This is a genomic window from Kitasatospora sp. NPDC087314 (assembly GCF_044744365.1).
Classification (GTDB): Bacteria; Actinomycetota; Actinomycetes; order Streptomycetales; family Streptomycetaceae; genus Kitasatospora.
This window is the reverse complement of the sequence record NZ_JBIUYE010000008.1, coordinates 339,392-356,977: the sequence shown is the minus strand read 5'-3', so window position 1 is coordinate 356,977 and position 17,586 is coordinate 339,392. Positions and strand designations below refer to the sequence as shown.

General features: G+C 70.1%; 11 protein-coding genes. 4 read left to right on the top strand and 7 right to left on the bottom strand.

All coding sequences use genetic code 11. The annotated features are described in order from the left end of the window. Positions 1 to 4: 4 nt before the first annotated feature. Positions 5 to 691 carry a hypothetical protein gene (locus ACIO5E_RS20070; RefSeq protein WP_400669486.1) on the top strand — a complete coding sequence of 229 codons (687 nt, stop codon included), beginning with the start codon at positions 5 to 7 and terminating at the stop codon, positions 689 to 691. Here the strand turns inward: ACIO5E_RS20070 and ACIO5E_RS20065 are convergent. The 4 genes from ACIO5E_RS20065 to ACIO5E_RS20050 form a co-directional block, all read right to left on the bottom strand. Then, positions 676 to 4,494: a condensation domain-containing protein gene (locus ACIO5E_RS20065; RefSeq protein WP_400669483.1), complete on the bottom strand. Its 3,819-nt coding sequence runs from the start codon at positions 4,492 to 4,494 to the stop codon at positions 676 to 678. The genes ACIO5E_RS20070 and ACIO5E_RS20065 overlap by 16 nt on opposite strands. Before the next feature lie 4 nt (positions 4,495 to 4,498). Continuing rightward, a complete protein-coding gene (locus ACIO5E_RS20060) occupies positions 4,499 to 9,436 on the bottom strand; it encodes an amino acid adenylation domain-containing protein (RefSeq protein ID WP_400669480.1) in 4,938 nt (1,645 codons plus the stop codon). Between the two features lie 407 nt (positions 9,437 to 9,843). Then, complete coding sequence (locus ACIO5E_RS20055) at positions 9,844 to 11,667, bottom strand: Xaa-Pro dipeptidyl-peptidase (RefSeq protein ID WP_400669477.1); 1,824 nt, start codon at positions 11,665 to 11,667, stop codon at positions 9,844 to 9,846. Between the two features lie 83 nt (positions 11,668 to 11,750). Next, positions 11,751 to 12,152: an MmcQ/YjbR family DNA-binding protein gene (locus tag ACIO5E_RS20050; protein WP_400669474.1), complete on the bottom strand. Its 402-nt coding sequence runs from the start codon at positions 12,150 to 12,152 to the stop codon at positions 11,751 to 11,753. A gap of 153 nt (positions 12,153 to 12,305) precedes the next feature. Between ACIO5E_RS20050 and ACIO5E_RS20045 the strand changes: the two genes are divergently transcribed. Further along, positions 12,306 to 12,698, top strand: coding sequence for a VOC family protein (locus ACIO5E_RS20045; protein WP_400669472.1), 393 nt, complete (start codon positions 12,306 to 12,308; stop codon positions 12,696 to 12,698). Between the two features lie 80 nt (positions 12,699 to 12,778). Here the strand turns inward: ACIO5E_RS20045 and ACIO5E_RS20040 are convergent, their stop codons facing one another. The 3 genes from ACIO5E_RS20040 to ACIO5E_RS20030 are packed head-to-tail and all read right to left on the bottom strand — an operon-like array spanning position 12,779 to position 15,711. Continuing rightward, positions 12,779 to 14,581: a PA domain-containing protein gene (locus ACIO5E_RS20040; protein ID WP_400669469.1), complete on the bottom strand. Its 1,803-nt coding sequence runs from the start codon at positions 14,579 to 14,581 to the stop codon at positions 12,779 to 12,781. A 46-nt stretch (positions 14,582 to 14,627) separates the two neighbouring features. After that, positions 14,628 to 15,035 carry a nuclear transport factor 2 family protein gene (locus ACIO5E_RS20035; RefSeq protein WP_400669466.1) on the bottom strand — a complete coding sequence of 136 codons (408 nt, stop codon included), beginning with the start codon at positions 15,033 to 15,035 and terminating at the stop codon, positions 14,628 to 14,630. A gap of 34 nt (positions 15,036 to 15,069) precedes the next feature. Then, the gene (locus ACIO5E_RS20030; RefSeq protein WP_400669464.1) at positions 15,070 to 15,711 is read right to left on the bottom strand and encodes a DNA-binding response regulator; all 642 of its coding nucleotides are present in this window, start codon (positions 15,709 to 15,711) and stop codon (positions 15,070 to 15,072) included. Between the two features lie 393 nt (positions 15,712 to 16,104). Here ACIO5E_RS20030 and ACIO5E_RS20025 point away from each other — a divergent pair, with 393 nt between their 5' ends. After that, positions 16,105 to 17,397: a cation:proton antiporter gene (locus ACIO5E_RS20025; RefSeq protein WP_400669461.1), complete on the top strand. Its 1,293-nt coding sequence runs from the start codon at positions 16,105 to 16,107 to the stop codon at positions 17,395 to 17,397. Continuing rightward, entirely contained in the window at positions 17,394 to 17,585 is a 192-nt protein-coding gene (locus tag ACIO5E_RS20020) for an MbtH family protein (RefSeq protein WP_395295468.1), read from the top strand. Before ACIO5E_RS20025 ends, ACIO5E_RS20020 begins: the two co-directional genes overlap by 4 nt. The last annotated feature ends 1 nt before the right edge of the window (position 17,586 follow it).

Genomic DNA, 17,586 nt, shown 5'->3' with positions numbered 1-17,586 from the left:
AGGCATGGCACTCATCGCTCACACCGCCCAGGCGCTCTCCACCGAGACGCTGAACCAGCTGCGTTCGGCCGTCGCGATGACAACTCGGCCCGAACGCCTGGGCGGCCGCAGCCCCTATCACTACACCTTCTGGTATCCGCTGGGGACGCCGCCGCGCAATGTGGTCGAGGCGGCCGTCCGGGACCATCTCGTGCACCACATACCCGCCGAGGTACGGGCCGCCGCCGTCGGCGTCGAGTGGTGGCTCGGTCGGCTGTCTCCGCCGTACGCCCCGAACTTCGAATTCGGTCTGCACCGTGACATCGGCGAGGATCCGGAGACCGGTGCGCTGGAGTCCCCGATGCTGTCCAGCGTCATGTATCTGAACGACGTTGACGACGGCCCGCTGATGGTCTTCGGCGGTGAGCCGTCGCCGGAGGCGCAGGACCGGGAGTTCGTCTTCCCGGCCGAGAACCTGTATGTCACGTTCCCAGGCCATCTGTGGCACTCCGTCGGCAGCCGGCGCGACGTGCACCAGGAACCGCCGGCCGTTCCCGAGCATCGGGAACGGCTGACGGTCCTGGTGAACTGGTGGCCCTACCAGCCGGGCGACATCGCCGCCGAGCCGATGAAGCAGGTCGCCGCGCCGTACGACGGGTCGATGTACCCCGAGCTGCAGGCGGCGGTCGCCGGCTCTCAGATCTCCTCGTAACCCATCCGCCGGGTGATGGCGCCCCTCATCGCCGTGGCCAGCTGGTCCACGTTCTCGGGATCGAACAGGCTCAGGTGGCTGCCCTTGACCTCGGTGCTCTCCAGTTCGGCGACGAAGGCGCCCCACCCGCGGTCGTCGTCCATGTAACCCGCGGGGAACCTCGGCGCGTCGGCGGGCAGCGGGTCGCTGGCGCGCAGCAGTTCCACCTCGGCCGGGTAGAACTCCGGCCAGTAGTTGAGAAATGCGGCGCGGTTGCGCTCGACCATCCCGGTCAGCTCGGCCAGCGCCATGGCGGCGCCGGGCTCGGCGCCCTCCAGGCGCAGCACGTCGAGCGCCAGGCACGCGTCCCGCACCTCGGCGGCCTCCTCCGCCGAGGACATGAACGAGGGCGGCGCCCAGGTGTCGAGCAGCAGCGTCGCGGCGACCCGCTCGCCGCGCAGCAGCCAGTGCCGGGCCATCTCGACCGCCACACAGCCGCCCATCGACCAGCCGGCGAGCACGACGGGGGCGACGCCGCGCACCGCGTCGACGGCGGCCACGTACCGGGCGGCGATCTCCTCGATCGTCGCCGGCGCGTCGTCCGGCAGCGACTGCAGGGCGTACACCGAGAACTCCCCGCCGAGTCGCTGGGCCACCTCGTAGAAGGGCAGCGCCGAACCACTCGCCGCGTGCACGAACACCACCAGTGGCGCGCCGGGGTTCTCGACCAGGTTGATCAGGTGGCCCTCGAGCGCCGGCGCGGCTTGCGCCGCACCCAGCGTGGCCGCCAGTTCGCGCACCTTCGGGCCGGTGAAGACGTCCTGGACGGACGGCCGCAGGCCGAGCTGGCTCGCGCATTCCTCGATCAGTCTGAACACCAGCAGCGAGTGGCCGCCCAGCTCGAAGAAGCTGTCGGTGACACTGACCGCGTCCCGGCGCAGGAGCCGGGCGTAGATCGCGGCCAGTCGGGCCTCCAGCTCGGTCTCCGGAGCGACGAACTCCTCAACCTCGACGAGTGCGTCGTCGCTGCGCAGTGCGAGCAGCGCGGCGACGTCGATCCGGCCGTCGTCGCTGCGGACGATCCGGTCCACCACCGTGACGCTGCCCGGCACAAGGTAGTCGGGCAGCTGCCGGGCGGCGCCGTCGGCGAGCTCTGTCGCCAACAGGCTCCGGCCACCGGCCGGCACCACGAAGGCGGCGAGGCCGCCCTCCGGCGCCGCGGTGACCGCGCACAGGGCCACCCCGCCCTGGCCGGTGAAGGCCGCCTCGACGGTGGCCCGATCGATGCGCATGCCGTGGACCGTGATCTGCCGGTCGACCGGGCCCAGGTGTTCCAGCACACCGTCCTCGCGGCGTCGGCAGAGTTCGCCGGTGCGCACCATGCGTGCGCCGGGCACGCCGAAGGGGTCGGCCACGAACTGCTCCGCGGTCGGTGCCGACAGCCCGTGGTAACCGCGGGCCGAGCCGGCCCCGCCGACGTACAGCTCGCCGACGACGCCGACCGGCGCCGGCTCCAGCGTCTCGTCCAGCACGTACAGGGCGCGGTGGGCCAGTCGCCGGCCCTTCTCGGTGACCCGGCCGGTGTCCGGCCATCCCTGCCACGTGATGACCTCGCCCGGAAAGCCGGAGACGGTCACCGGTTCGCCGCCGCAGAAGACCCGGCGCAGCGACCTGCCGCCGGAGCCGTCCAGCGGCACCGACGGCGTCGTCCACAGGGTGGTGACGCGGTACGTGTCGACGTGCTCCAGCAGGGTCCGCGGGTCCTGGTGCACCTCGGGCAGGCAGAGCGTGACCGTGCCGCCGTACGACAGCGGCCAGAACGCGCCGTCGGGAGTCTCCGGGAGCACCACCTCGCCGGCGCCGAGGGGATGGCTGCGCTGCAGTTCCGCCACCTCGGCCAGCTCCCCGGCGACGGGACGGGCGACGGTCCCCGGCCGGCCGGGGACGCGGACCAGGCGGAGCAGGTCGTACCCGGCTTCCGGGGCCGGCGGGTCGTCGGTGAGCGCCTCGGCCCACCGCTCGGCGTCCACGAACGAGACCACCCGCCACGATCCGGCCGGCACCTGAGCCGCGGTCGCCCGATCGGTGATCACCACGTCCGGAGCGGCGCCGGCCAGTTGCTCCGGCGCGATCGCCGTGTACGGGGCGCCGAGCTTGGCCGCGGCGTACCGGGCGACGATCTGGTCGGCGCCGTGGGCGAGGCACAGCGCCAGGACCGTGCCGGGCCGGACTCCGGCGTCGCGCAGGACCCACGCCAGCCGGTTGGCCCGGGTGTTGAGCTCCGCGTAGCTCACCGCACCTTCGCCGGTGTGGACCGCCACCGCGGCCGGGGTACGGCGGGCCTGCTCCTCGAAAGGCTGCGCCATCGTCCGGTACCGGATGTCCGGTTGCTCGGATCCGGTCAGCTCGCGCAGGCTGCGCTCCCGCTCGGCCGGTGCGAGCAGCGGCAGCTCGAACGCCCGTGTGTCGGGTTGCCCGGCACCCTCGGCCAGCAGGCTCTCCAGGATGTCGGCGAAGCGCAGGACGGTCGACTTCTCGAACAGGCCGGCGTCGTAGATCAGGACGCCGCTCATCCCGTCCTGGTCGGTGAACAGGCTCACGGCCAGGTCCCACATCGCGGCGTTCGTGTCCAGCTCGGAGCCCAGGTCGGCGGTGCCGCCCGCTCCGGTCGACTGCACGTTGACCATGGTCTGGAACACCGCCTGCACCCCGTCGAGTCGGGGCAGAGCCAGTTCTGCCACCACTCGGTCGAAGGGCACCGCCTGGTGGTCATGGGCCTCCAGGACGGTCTCGTGCACCTGGCGGACGACCTCGCGGAACGTGGGGTGGCCGCTCAAGTCGGTGCGCAGCGGCGCCGACTTCACGAAACAGCCGATGATCGTCTCGGCGACCTCATGGTCCCGGCCGGCCAGCGGGGCGCCGACGATGATGTCCCGCTGCCCGGTCATCCGGGCCAGGAACAGCTTGTACGCGGCCATGACGACGACGAACAGGGTGACCCCCTCGTCCGCCGCCAGCTGCCGCAGGCGGGCCAGCACCGGGCCGGGGATCGTGAGCGGCACGGTGCCCCCGGACCGCCTCGACTTGGCCGGCCGCGGATGGTCCTTCGGCAGGTCCAGCACCGGCAGGTCGCCGGCCAGCTTTCCGGTCCAGTAGGACAGGTCGCGCTGGACCGCCGTCTCGTCGGCGTTCTCCTGCTCCCAGGCCACGTAGTCGAGGAAGCCGACCGGCGGGGCCGGATCGAGTGGACGACCGGCCAGCAGAGCGTCGAGCTCGGCGACGACCATCACCCGGGACAGCCCGTCGATGACGATGTGGTGGAAGTTGATCGCCAGCATGGTCCGGTCGCCGGGCAGGGCGAACCCGATGATCTGGAAGAAGCACGGCCCGTCGAGCGGGAACGGGCGCTGAGCGGCCTCGTTGCCGCTCTCGGTCGCCCGCGCCTCCGCCTCGTCGGCCGACAGGTGCCGCAGGTCGTGCCAGGTCACCGGCGGCTCGATCGGGCCGTCGTCCTGCTGCATCGGCACACCGTCGAGCTCGAACATCCGTACCCGCAGGACGTCATGGCGGGCCATCAGCTTCGCTGTGACCGCGCGCAACGTCGGGAGGTCGAGTGCCCGGTCCAGGGTCCGCAGCTCCGGCAGGCTGTACTCGCTGGTGTCCGGATACTGGCGGCAGGAGAACCAGATCCTCGCCTGCGGCGGGTTGAGCGGCACCGGGGTGCCCTTCGGTACCGGCGTGATGTGCGGGCCCCGCGTCGCGGTGCTCCGCTCGCGCAGCAGCTTCATGAGCATCTGCTGCTTGTCCACGTTCAGTGCGGTCATCAGATCATCCCTCCTGGCTGTCGCGTTGCGCGGCGTCGTCGTCGGACAGCGCGGCCAACTCGGCGATCAGCGCCTTCTCCAGGTACTCGGCCACACCCGCGATCGTCGGCGCGCTGAAGAACTGTCGTACGGTGACCGCCACTCCGAACCGGGTCTTGACCCGGTGCAGCATTTGCAGGGCCGACAGCGAGCTGCCGCCTGCCTCGAAGAAGTTCTGCCGCCGGCCGATCTCCTCGATGTTCAGCAGTTCGCGCCACACTTCGGCGAGCTGCGACTCGATCAGCGAGGCGGCCTCCGAGATCCCGGCGCGTGCCCCGCGATCCTGCGCGGTCGGCGCCGGCAGTGCCTGCCGGTCGACCTTGCCGGACGGGGTGAGCGGCAGCGCGGCCAGCTTCACGTACACCGCCGGCAACAGGTACCGGGACAGGTAGCCGGTCGCGTACTCCGCCACGTCGGGGACGGCAGCATCGGGTCCCACCAGATAGGCGACGATCTCCTTGGTGCCGGGCTCGTTCTCCCGGATCCGCACGGCTGCCTGTTCGACCGCCGGGTGGCCGCGCAGCACCTCCTCGATCTCGCCGGGCTCCACCCGTACGCCCCGGACCTTGGCCTGGCCGTCGGACCGCCCGGCGTAGTGCAGCAGGCCGTCGTCGTCCCGGACGGCCAGGTCGCCGGTGCGGTACAGCCGCTCTCCCGGCGTCACGGGCCAGGGGTGCGGCAGGAACCGTTCCGCGGTGAGGTCCGGCCGGCCGAGGTAGCCGCGGGCCAGGCCGTCCACGCCCGCGACGTAGAGCTCGCCCACCACGCCGGGGGCCACCGGCTGCAGAGCCTCGTCGAGCACGAACAGCCGGTAGCCGTTCACCGCCCGGCCCATCGGGACGCTGCCGCCGTCCGGCCAGTCACGGCCGCTCCACAGCGCGACCTCCGAGGTCTCCGTCTGGCCGTACGCGTTGTCCAGCTCGACATCGAAGTGGGTGGCGAACCGCCGCAGCAACGCGGCCGGGACCGCCTCGCCGGACGTCTGCACGCGATCGAGGCCCGGGTACTCGGTGGCGTCGACCGTGGCCAGATACATGTCCAGCATCGACGGGACGAAGTGGGCGAGCACGGTGTCCGGTGTGGCGAGCAACTCGGCCAGGTACGGCACGTCCGTCTCTGTGCCGGCTTCGGCCAGCAGTACCGTCGCGCCGGCCCCGAGCGTCGCGAAGATCTCCCAGATCGCGACGTCGAAGATCAGCGGGGTTTTGTGCACCACTCGGCGGCCCGGGCACAGCTCGTAGCGCCGGGCGATCCACTCCACCCGCGACGCCGCGCAGCCGTGATCGATGATCACGCCCTTGGGCCGGCCGGTCGACCCGGACGTGTAGTAGACGAACGCCGTGTTGCGGGGGTGGATCCCGACATCCGGTCCGCCTTCCGGGGCGTCCGCAGCCGGGTCGATGACCGGCACGTGCTCCAGCCCGGCCGGCACCGTGGACGCGATCACCGCGGCCATCGCGGAGTCGGCAGCGATCCAGCGCAGCCGCTCGGCCGGATATCCGGCGTCCAGCGGCACGAATCCGGCACCAGCGCGAAGCACCCCGAGCAGCGCGGCGATCGAGGCGACCGAGCGTTCGACGCAGACCCCGACCAGCGACTCCGGACCGATGCCGGTGGCGGCCAGCGCGGCCGCGATCGCCTCGGCCCGGGCGTCGAGCTCGGCGTAGCTGACGGTGTTCGTCCTGGCCTGCACGGCGACCGCGGACGGGTCGCGGGCCAGCGCCGTGCGGAAGCCGTCGTGCAACAGCGTGTCGGCGGCGATGCGGTCCCGGTGGTCGGCGTTGATCGCGGTCAGCTGGGCGGTGGCCGCGGCGAGCGGCAGCAGCGGCAACTCGGCCAGCCGAGCCGACGGGTCCGCCAGCGCCGACTCGAGAAGCGTCACCAGGGCGTCCTGCCAGCGATCGGCGGACGGGCGGTCGAAGCGGCGGCCGGCGTACTCCACCTCGCCGGTGACCCCGCCGGTGTCCAGCCGCAGCGTGCAGGTCAGTGCCGCCTTGGCGGTGCCCGAGTGGATCAGCTGTTCGGTGATCTCAAGGCCGTCGATCGCACCGTCGTCGTCCACCGGGGTGGACTGCAGGACGAACATGGTCTGGAAGAGCGGGTTCTCGGTGGCGTCCGCGCCCTGGGAGATGCCGCCGGCCATCTCCGAGAACGGCAGGTCCTGCCGGGACAGTGCCTCGGCCAGTGCCGTATCGGTGCGCTCCACCAGCTCCCGGAAACTCATCCGGGGGGTGAACCGCATGCGGAGCGGCACGGTGTTCACCAGGTATCCGATCAGCTCCTCGGTGCCTGCCCGTCCCCGGCCGGCCATCGGAACACCGACCACGATGTCGTCGGCGCCTTCGGTCATCCGGTGCAGCGTGGCGAAGAAGCCGGCGAGCAGCACGCCGAACGGGGTCGACCCGCAGGCTCGGGCCACGTCCTCGACCTGGGCCGGGCCGAGCCCGCCGAGCCTGAGCGGTATCGAGAACCCGGATTGCCCCGGCGCCCCGGTCGGCCGGCCCGGCTCCACCACCGGTGCGTCGCCGGACAGCCGGTCCGTCCAGTAGCGCCGCTGCCCGGCCGCTTCCTCCGAGGCCAGCCAGCGCTCCTGCCAGGCGACGTAGTCGGCGTACCGCACGGCGGGCTCGGGCAGCGGGCGGCCCTGGTACAGCGCGGCGAACTCGCGCCGGAACACCCCGAGCGACCAGGCGTCGAAGGCGCTGTGGTGCACGTCGAGCAGCCAGAGGTGGTTCTCGTCGTCGACCCGGTAGCAGGAGGAACGCAGCAACGGGCCGGTGGACAGGTCGAACGGCCGGGCCGCATCCGCCTCGGCCCGGCGTGTCGCGGCGGCGCGGTCGGCCACCGCCGTCACTCGGGTGCGGACCGGCGCCGGCGGCTGGAGGCGGGCCCATACCCGGCCCTCGCGTTCCGCGAGGGTGGTACGCAGTGCCTCGTGCCGGGCCAGCAGTTCGGTGAGCGCGGCGTCCATCCGGTCGACGTCGAGCGGACCGGAGATCCAGTACCCGAAGGGCACGGCGTACGTCGCCGCGCCGCCGTGCAGCTTGTCCAGGTACCAGAGGGCGGCCTGGCCACGGGACACCGGCCGCCACTCGTCGCGCTCGTCGGTCGGCGTGACGGCTCCCACGCCGGGTTCGTACCGTGGCGCCCGGTCCACCAGTGCGGTGATGCCGGCCACGGTCGGGTCCGAGCGCAACTGCTCGAAGGTCAGCGCCGCCCCGGTGACCTGGGCTATGCGGCTGAGCAACTGCAGTCCGCGCAGGGAGTCGCCGCCCGCCGCGAAGAAGTCCTCGTCGGCGCCCGGCACCCGGCCCAGCACGTCCGCGACGAGGCCCGCGACGGTCTGCTCCGTGGTGGACGGCGCGACCGGGCCGGGCCGGTCGGCGACGGTCGGTGGCGGCGGCAGCTCGGACGGGACGACCTTGCCGCTCAGCGGGGACCGCGGGATCCGGTCCAGCCGCACGATGGTCCCCGGGAGCATGACGGCGGGCAGTCGGCCAGCCAGCTCGGTCCGGAGAGCGGCCTCCGCATCCGGTGCCGCGTCCGCCTCGACGTACGCGACCAGGCGCGCTCCGGAGACCGGGTCGTCGGTCGCGACCACGACGGCGTCGCGTACGCCGGCGCAGGCCCGCACGGCGTTCTCCACCTGGCCGGGCTCGACCCGGAATCCACGGATCTTCACCTGGCGATCCGAGCGGCCGAGGAACTGCAGGTTCCCGTCGGGCAGCCGCGCGGCCCGGTCACCGGCCTTGTACATCCGCGTGCCGGGCGGCCCGAACGGGTCCGGGCAGAACCGGTCGGCGGTGGCCGCGGGCGCGCCCAGATAGCCGCGGGCCAGCCCGAAGCCGGCGATCCACACGTCCCCCGGTTCACCGTCGGCCACCGGCGTCAGGTCGTCGTCGAGCAGGTGTACGGTCACCCCGGGCAGCGGCCGGCCGATCGGCACGAGTCCGATGTCGGGCAGGTTCGCCGGGTCCGGTCGGTACGTGGTGCAGCTGATCGTGGTCTCGGTGGGCCCGTAGTCGGCGACGAAGTCCACCGGTCGCGAGCCGACGACCTCCGTCCAGGCGGCGAACTTGTCCATGCGGATCTTGTCGCCGCCGATGAAGACCGTGCGCAACGTCTCGGGAAGCGCCACCACCCCGGCCCGAAGGTCGTCCGTCCACTGGTGCCAGTACGCGCTCGGCAGGCTCACCACGGTCACGCCGCGCGCGGTGATCAGCTCGGTCAGCTCGACGCTCGTCGGGCGCGGCGCGTCCGGCAGTACGACCGTCCCGCCGGCGAGCCAGACCGGCAGCACCTCCTCCAGCGAGGCGTCGATGGCCATCGAGGTGAACTGGAGGAACCGGTCGGTCGGCTTCAGGTCCAACTCGGCCCGGATCGCGGCGGCGTGGCCGGCCAGCGAGGCGTGCGAGATCCCGACAGGCTTCGGCCGGCCCGTGGAGCCGGAGGTGAACATGCAGTAGGCCAGGTTGTCCGGCGACATCGCCGGCGTCGCGCCGTCGACCGGGTCCGTGCCGGTCAGGTCGGCCAGCTCCACGACCGAGAAGCCGGAACCGGTCGGCACCGGACCGGATCCGGAGTGCAGCAGCAGTTCCCCCCCGGCGTCGGCCAGCATCGAGGCGGCCAGTTCGGCGGGGAGCGCGGAGTCGACCGGGACGTAGACGCCACCGGCCTTCCAGACGGCGAGCAGCGTCACCAGCCAGCGCGCCGACTGCTCGACGGCCAGCCCGACCCGGACCTCGGGGCGCACACCCCGCGCGACGAGCAGGCCGGCCAGATGCCCAGCCTGTTCGTCGAGTTGGGCGTAGCTCAGGACTCCGTCACAGGACATGACCGCGGGCGTGGTCGGCGTCCGTGCCGCCTGCGCCTCGATCAGATGGTGTACGCAGAGAGTGGACATAAATAGCCTGCCTCCGTATCCGTAAGGGCGTGAATCGCGCACGGGGAACGGGGATCTGCCACCGTGTCCAACTGTGTGAGATGCGCGGTCAGACAATGCCTAGAGCAGTACCTAAGCAGGCTAGACCGGGACTTCGCAGGTGGGGAATCGCTCCGTCATCGATGCGCAGTCGGTGATCCTGAAGCACGTTCAAGATGTGTGAAGCATCGCCGGCGCCTTGGCGGGGTGGACCCACACCAAGGCGCCGGCGACGAGCCGTGGCCCGCCGCCGTGTCGAGCAGCCGCTGGGCGCCGGTCCGGATGGTGGTGCGACAACCTCCTCAGGGAATCGAGGAGTTGTGGCCGTCGACGGCCTTTGTGGCCGGGGCGGTCGCGGCGGCCTCGACCTGCGGCGCCGTTGTCCTCGGCTACGGCAGCCTGGCACCCCCCACCACAGGCAGGGTCAGGTAGCTGCCGCGCAGGTCCAGTCGTACGGTGGCGCCGGTCGTGGCCGGGGTCGTGTATTCGAAGTCGCTCTGCTGCAGGATCAGCCCCAGCACGTGTCCGGCCGGGACGGTCTGGTCGGTGGCCTGCATCGGCACCGTGATCGAGTACCACCGCCCGGGCTGCAGCGGAACCCGGAAGCGCAACGAGATCCGGTGTGCGGCGTCCTGCCAGCCCCGGGTCAGGATGCCGCGGTCGCTGGTCACCACGTCCTCGACGGAGTCGCGGTAACACGCGTCGTCGGCTGCGGTCGACTCACCCCAGCACGATTTGGTGTCCAGCGTGCGGATGCCCTCGTTGGGGTAGACGGTGTTGACCCGCGAGGTGGTGCCGTAGTCGACGAGCCGGGCGCTGAGCTCGGTGGTCGGCCGGTCCACCTGGACGCGCAGCTGTACGGCCGGATTTCCGGAGATCCGTACGTCGCGGGTCAGCGGCTCGGAGAGGAAGGCGACCCGGCCGGCGACAGCGTCCTTCGGGTTGGCCGTGGCGGCGTCCTCGACCAGATCGGGGTTGTCCACCCAGGTCTTCTCACCGGTGCCGGGGCGGCTGCTCAGGGTGCCGGTGGTGCCGTTGCCGTCACCCAGACGGACCTGCACCTGCCGCGCGCCAGGGGCCGGCCAGGCAGGCTGGTCGATCCACGTCCCGGGCGTGGTCTCCATGGTCACCGGCGCTTCCCGGTCGATGCCGTTGTGCAGGCCCTGCAGGTAGAAGTCGAACCAGCGGTGCAGCGTGTCGACCCACTCGGCGCGTCGGAAGTCGAACGGGTCGAGGTGGCCCGTCTGGGAGAGCCACATCTTGCGAGGTACCTTCAGCCCCTCCCACCACTTGGCGAAATGGTCCGTCATCACGTTGCCGTCGTTGAGGCCGTGCACCAGGAAGACCGAGGCCCGCACCTTCGACGCGTCCGGCCGGAGGTCGCGCTCCGCCCAGTAGTCGTTGTAGTCGCCGGTCGCGTCGTCGCTGCCGGTGTTGAGTTCCTTCAGTGTCTGGGCACAGGCTTCCGCCGGGCGGCTGGTGACCAGGTTGAACAGGTACTCGTTGGCCTTCGGGGCGACCACCACGCCGTTGTGGCGCGCGTAGTCGTATCCGCTGGAGGTGGCCGCGATCGCCACGACGGTCTTCAGCCCGTCGACGCCGGTAGCCGCCACCTCGTTGGCCACCGTCCCGTCCGCCGACTTGCCGACCATGCCGACCTTGCCGTCGGTCCAGCCGGTCGCAACGGCCGGTGACCCGTCGGAGTACGTGGCCTTCGCCCGTCCGTTGAGCCAGTCGATGGCGGCCTTCGTGGCCAGCGTGTCCTCGCGCCCGTCGGTGTCCGTGCAACCGGTGGACCGGCCGGTGCCGGCCATGTCCACGGAGACGACGGCGTACCCGCGCGGCACGAAGTAGTTGTCGTAGAAGAGGGGCATCTTGGAGATCGTGCCTGCCGCGTCGTATTCCTTGCGCTCTTTCTCAAGACCGCGGCCCACGCTGGCGTTGTAGGGCGACGCCGTCATGATGACCGGCACCCGGACGTTGCCGGCCCGGGGCCGCACCACATCCACCGCCACCTTGTCGGGCACCCCGTCGTGGTCGTTGTCCAGTGGGGTCTGAACCCAGACGCTCTCGCGGATCGCGTCGGCGTACGAGTACACGGGCACCGTGCTGGTTCCGCGGATATGGGGAACGGCGGTCGAGGCACTCGCCGGCGCGGCGGCGGCGCCTATGACCGCGACCAGAACTGTGCAATACACGAAGAGTCGACGCATGATCAGATTTTATGGAGCCCTCGCCGGAGACGAAGCTTCGCAGTGCCGCATAATTCGGGGACTACGACGAGGCCCGCCGCCGGTCAACTGGCCGGTGGCGGGAGGTCGACCCGGGCGGCGAGAAACTTCGGGGCCATCTCGCGGTAGCTGTCGGTGATCAGTTCGGAAAGCTCGGTCCAGTCGGTGTGGTCACCGAGAACGGCGGCGGCGACGTTGTGGCCCCAGTCGGCACGGAAGAACGGGAAACCGTCGGCGGTCAGGCCGAGCAGGTCGTCGACGGTTACCCGAAAAGTCATGACGACCAGCTCTTGACCGGCAGTCACATACCGTGCGTAGAACGGGATGCGATCCGTGTCCGGCGAGTAGACATGGGCGAACGTCCGCGTACGTATCCGCCAGCGCACGCCGATCCAGGCCGGTTCCTCGTACGACTCGGGCAGCTGCCGGCAGATCGGCCGCAGCCGGTTCAGGATCTCCGGCGGCACGTCTCCAATGCTTGACATGGGCCGACTCTAGCGGCCGTCGGCGAACTCCGCGCCGGATGCGGGCGGGCCGGGCCGCTCGCGCGATTCCCCAAAACAGGGGGCATCGCGGAAGCCGCTGTTCGCCGGGTGAAGAAGCCAGAATGATTCTGCTTGATGCGACTTCAGACGGAGAGGGTGTGGCTCGTGGATTTCAGGCGTCGGACGATTGTTTTCGAGGCGGCGGATCTCGATGGGGAAAGCGCGTTCTGGGCGGGGCTGCTGGACGGCACGGTCGAGGCGAAGGGCACGTGGCACAACGTCTGGGTCGAAGGGGACTGGCACCTGGCCGTCCAGCTCGCGCCCGACCACGTCCCGCCCGTGTGGCCGGACGGGGCTTCGCAGCAGGTTCATCTCGACTTCTACGTCGATGACCTCGAAGCCGCGCACGACAAGGTGATCAAGCTGGGTGGACAGCTGGTGAAGTCGGCCGACGATCCCGCCGCGCGCACCGGATTCCGGGTCTACACCGATCCGGCCGGTCACCCCTTCTGCGTTGCCTGGCCGTAGTACCGCAACATCTCTGAGCAGAACACGGCGCTGGTGGCGGGTCTTCTCGAAGACCGCCACCAGCGCCGTGTTCGTGGTGGTCAGACGTCGAAGACGTAGAGACCGTAGTTGCGGTCGGTGACCAGGGCGTAGTTCTTCCCACCGATCTTGTGGACCACGACGCCCACGAAGTCGTTGCCGGGCTCGCAGTAGGCGCCGACCTCCCGCAGGCCGTCCGGGCCGTAGCTCAGGACGCGGAGCCCGCCCGAGTAGAAGGTGGCGTACACCAGGCGGCGGTCCGGATCGATCGCGACGTGGGACGCCGAGAGGTCGCCGAAGCCGATCGCGTACTTCGGGTCCTGCGACTCGGGGATGGCGTACGTGTCGATCTGTTCGATGGAGCCGCTGCCGACGGCCGGGACGAGTGTCCTGAACAGCCGGAGGTAACCCCATCCGTTGAACACCGACCTGAGGTCGATCGCGGGAATGTCCGGCGCGTCCGGTGTCGGGGTCGAGCCGGCCGTCTCCTCGGTCACATCGGTCACCCCGAGCAGCCGCAGACCGGTCAGGCGGTTGACGAAGATCAGCGGAATCGGTCCCTTGGCCGACGTGGGGTACTGGTGGAGCGCGTCCGGCCCCTGCCGGTTGAAGACGATGCCCGCCGAGTAACCGGCCGCGGCGACGGCTTCCAGTTTCTCCTGGAACGAGCACCCCGGATTCGACCCGGCGGTCAGCAGCGAAGCGTCACGTTCGATGAGCGCGATCCCGCGGCCGGGCCGCACCGTGCCCGGGCATCCGTTGCCGACGAAAGCCGGTGTGCCGGAGAGGCCGTTGTCGTCGATCGGTGCCGTGTCCGGGCTCCAGGCCGCAGTGAACTCCAGACCGGCGTCAGGCCCCGACGTGATGGTGCCGAGCAGGCGCACCGCTTCGTAGTTCTCGTCGGCGCCCACCAGGAACTGCGCGTCGGGCGAGAGCGCGCAGTGTTCGGCGTTGCCCTCCGGCGGGACCTGGTGCCCGTGCTTCGCACGCTCCTCGTCCAGTTCGGCGTAGAAGGACTGGGCGATCATCGAGACGTTGCCCGGCGTCGGGTCGGTCACATCGAGCAGCACGTATCCGCCGTCCCAGTACGTCGCGCTCATGACGTAGCGGTCGCCGGTCCGCGTCACATCGACGGCGTGTCCGAACAGCGAGTTGAGGCCCGCGGGGGACTCCTGTCCGACTCCGAACGGCGGCACCCGCAGGTCCAGGGAGTTGACCATCGTGGGGTTGCGCGGGTCGGTGATGTCCATGATGCAGATGTCGGTGGTGATCTTCACCGTGACCATGGCGACGTAGGTGCGGCCCGTGAAGCTGTTGGTCCACGGGAACACGTAGTAGACCTCGACGGCCTGGGACAGCGGTGAGCCGTCCACGTCCGTGTAGTCGCCGGCGTGGGCGGCCAAAAGCTGGGCGTGCTCCGGGTCGGTGATGTCCCAGATGTTGATGCCGCCCCGCTGGCGCGGCCCGGTCGGGTCGGGCGCATGGGCCTGGGCGTAGATCTCGTTCCCGTGAACGAACAGCACACCGCTGAAGTACTCGTTGTCGACCTCGATGACGCCCGGACCCTCGCCGACGTAGTTGCCCGTCGTCGTCTCCATGAACGCGCTTTCGACCTCGAACGGCGCCTGCGGATCGCTGATGTCGATGACGTAGGCGCCGGTTCGCTCACACGTCGGCTCACGATAGGCCGTGAGGAACGCGTGATTCCCGTACGCGGCCAGGTCGCAGATGTGCCGTTCGAGGCCGGCCCCCGACGGGTTGTTGACCTGCGTCCTGCCCACGCACCGCACCCCGTACGTGACGGTCGGTAGGTGGCCTCTCTCAAGCGCGTTCTGGTCGTCGTGGGCCATGCCGGTGCCGGTCATGCATACCTCCTGGCTGTGCCCGCCTTCGACAACGCGAAGGAGGACGTCATTTCTGCTCGGCGAACGGGGTCATCTGGAAGCTGATGAACTGCCAGCCGTCACGTTCGTGGCGGCGGAGGACCTGCGTCGCCACGCCCGCGAGCGTGCGTTCGCCGCCGTCCGGCGTACGCAGAAGGTTGGTGAGCTGGCCGGTGACGACCGCGACGTCGCCGACGAGCCGGATGAGCAACTCGCCCCGGGTGATGGCGAGATAGGGGCGTCGACTGGCGGTGTGTTCGAGAAGTTGCGTCTTGGTGTGGGTGATGCCGTGTGCGTGGGTGTGCACGAGAGTGTCGTCGAAGATCTCGTCCAGGACATCCAGGTCGGCGTCGACGAGCGCCCGCTGCCGACGGAGCTCGACGGCATGCAGTTCGCTGGCGACCTGCTGATCGGGTGGTCGAACGGTGGCGTGCATGCGGTCTCCACGGTGCCTTGGCGAAGGACTTCGGTCAGGCGGCGGACTTCGCCAGCCGGTTGAGCAGCGCGACCCGGGTGAGCTCGGCCTTGTTGCCGACGCCGAGCTTGGCGCGGATGCGCTTGACGTATGTGTCCACGGTGTGCGGGCTGATGCCGAGCCGGGTGGCGATCTGTCCGTGGGTCAGTCCCTGGGAGATCTGGCTGAGCACCTGTTCCTCGCGCGCGGAGAGGTTCAACGTGAGCAGGTCGTGGCGTTCCACCGGGGGCTTCGTGGCATGGCCCTCGGGCAGCACCCGGGTGCCGGCCGTCACGTTTCGCAGCGCCGCGACCAGACTCTCGCTCGGCTGGTGCTTGTGGATCACACCGACAGCGCCCGCCTGCAGGTACTCTTCGGCCAATGGCGACCAACTGTTGAGCAGGACCAGGACCGAGGTGGTGCGGGCCGTTTCGGCGATGTCGTCCAGGCCGTCCGCTTCCCCGAGGGCTTCGTTGTCGATCAGGGCCGCGTCGGCGAGCCAGGACACTCGTTCGGTCGGAGACTGGCGGGTCGAGACGACGGCAATCCCCTCATCGGAGAGAACCTGCATGAGACCGACGAGATAGACTGGATTGTTGACCAGTACATCAACTCGAAGCATGCTTCCCCCTGTAGATAGCTGGATGGGTTCATCCATCGTCAAGCGAGTAGCAGTCGGACCATGGTTGCCGGCTGCCACGAAGCGGTTCGGCGGGCGCATGACAGGTGGGTCGTGCCTGAGTCCGGCCTCCGGGAGCAGCGAGTCGTTATCCGGACAAGCGGCCGTGATCCACTACCGCCACCGATTATTAGTCCCTTCGAGGCGGCCCGCTTGTCGCGCCAACCGGGGACATGGACCCGCCTTGACGGCAACCGTAAGATCGTTTCTTTGGATTGCGTTCACTAGCCTCTGACCTGCGCAAACGTCGCAGCGGCAATGCATGGTTCCGCGCGACGGAGGGCGTCTGTCGCCGGTTCAGGTGACTGCGCGGCCCTGACCGGTCCCGCCTACTGTCGATCACACAGTGGGCTTGGTGAAGGGATGGGACCGGTGGCTATCGGCACGGCTGCGGCGCTGCTCCTGGCGCTGTTGGTGATCATCGTGGTCGCCCGGGTGCTGGGGCGCCTCTGTAGGCGGTTCGGCCAGCCGGAGGTGATCGGCGAGATCGCCGGCGGAATCCTGCTCGGTCCGTCCCTGTTCCACGGCGTGATCACGCGCACTTTGTTCCCGACCGAGATCCGTCCGGAGCTCAAGACGATCGCCAGTGTCGGAGTCTGCGTCTTCATGTTCCTTGTGGGGCTGCATCTGGCCGAAAGTCGTCTGCGCGGGCAGGGTCGGATCGTCTTGTCGTTGTCGATCGGCTCCATGGTCGTGCCGTTCGTTCTCGGCAGCCTTTTTGCGATCGGCATCGTTGGCGACCGGTCCGGGAGGACCGCGGTTCTCTTCTGCCTGTTCCTCGGCACGGCGATGTCGATCACCGCTTTCCCGGTACTGGCCCGGATCTTGACGGACCGCCAGCTGATCGACACGCCCATCGGTGGTCTGGCACTGGCCGTGGCCGCGGTCGGGGACTTCCTCGCCTGGGCGATGCTTTCGGTCCTGGTCGCCCTCTCGCACGGGAACCAGCCCCCCTGGCGGATTCTGCTGGTGGTGCCCTTCGTGGCCCTCCTCGTCGGGGTGGTGCGACCGGCGCTGGCCAGGCTGGCGAGCCGCCCGGCCGGGCGCAAGCGCGGGTCCGCTGCTCGGTTCACCCACGGCGCCGGCCTGCTGGTCGCGATCGCCGGCGCACTGTGGCTGTCGTCCGCGGCGACCGAGTGGATGGGACTGCATCAGATCTTCGGCGCGTTCCTGCTCGGCGCGGTGATGCCTCGCTCGGGCGCCGCCGACCTGCGTGAGCGGGTACTGCCCTGGGTCGAGCGGGTCAACCGGACCGTGCTGCTGCCGGCCTTCTTCGTGGTCGCCGGCTTCGCGGTGAACCTGTCCGGGATGGACGCCGGGGAGTTCGGCCTGCTGCTGTTGATCCTGCTGATCGCGATCGGCGGCAAGATGGCGGGTGCCTTCATGGCTGCGCGGCTCGTCCGGGTGTCACGCCGGCACAGCGTCGCGCTGGGCCTGCTGGTCAACACCCGAGGACTCACCGAGCTGATCGTCCTGGCCGTCGGCCTCCAGATCGGCCTGCTCGATCAACGCCTGTACTCGCTTCTGGTGCTGATGGCGCTGGTCACCACATCGATGGCGGGTCTACTGCTGCCCTTCGTCTACCCCCGGCAGCAGGCCGAGCCGCACCACGAGGGCTGCTCGGCCGCCGAGTTCGCACCCTTGGTGAGAGAGGAGTCGAGATGAACCCGTTCGACGACCCGGAAGGTCGTTTCCTGGTGCTCGTCAACGATGAGGAACAGCACTCGTTGTGGCCGAGCCGCCGGGCGGTACCTGCCGGTTGGCGGATCGTCCATGGCGAAGACAGCCGGCAGGCGTGCCTCGACTACGTCACGCAGCAATGGACCGACCTGCGCCCGCTCAGCACCCGCTGAG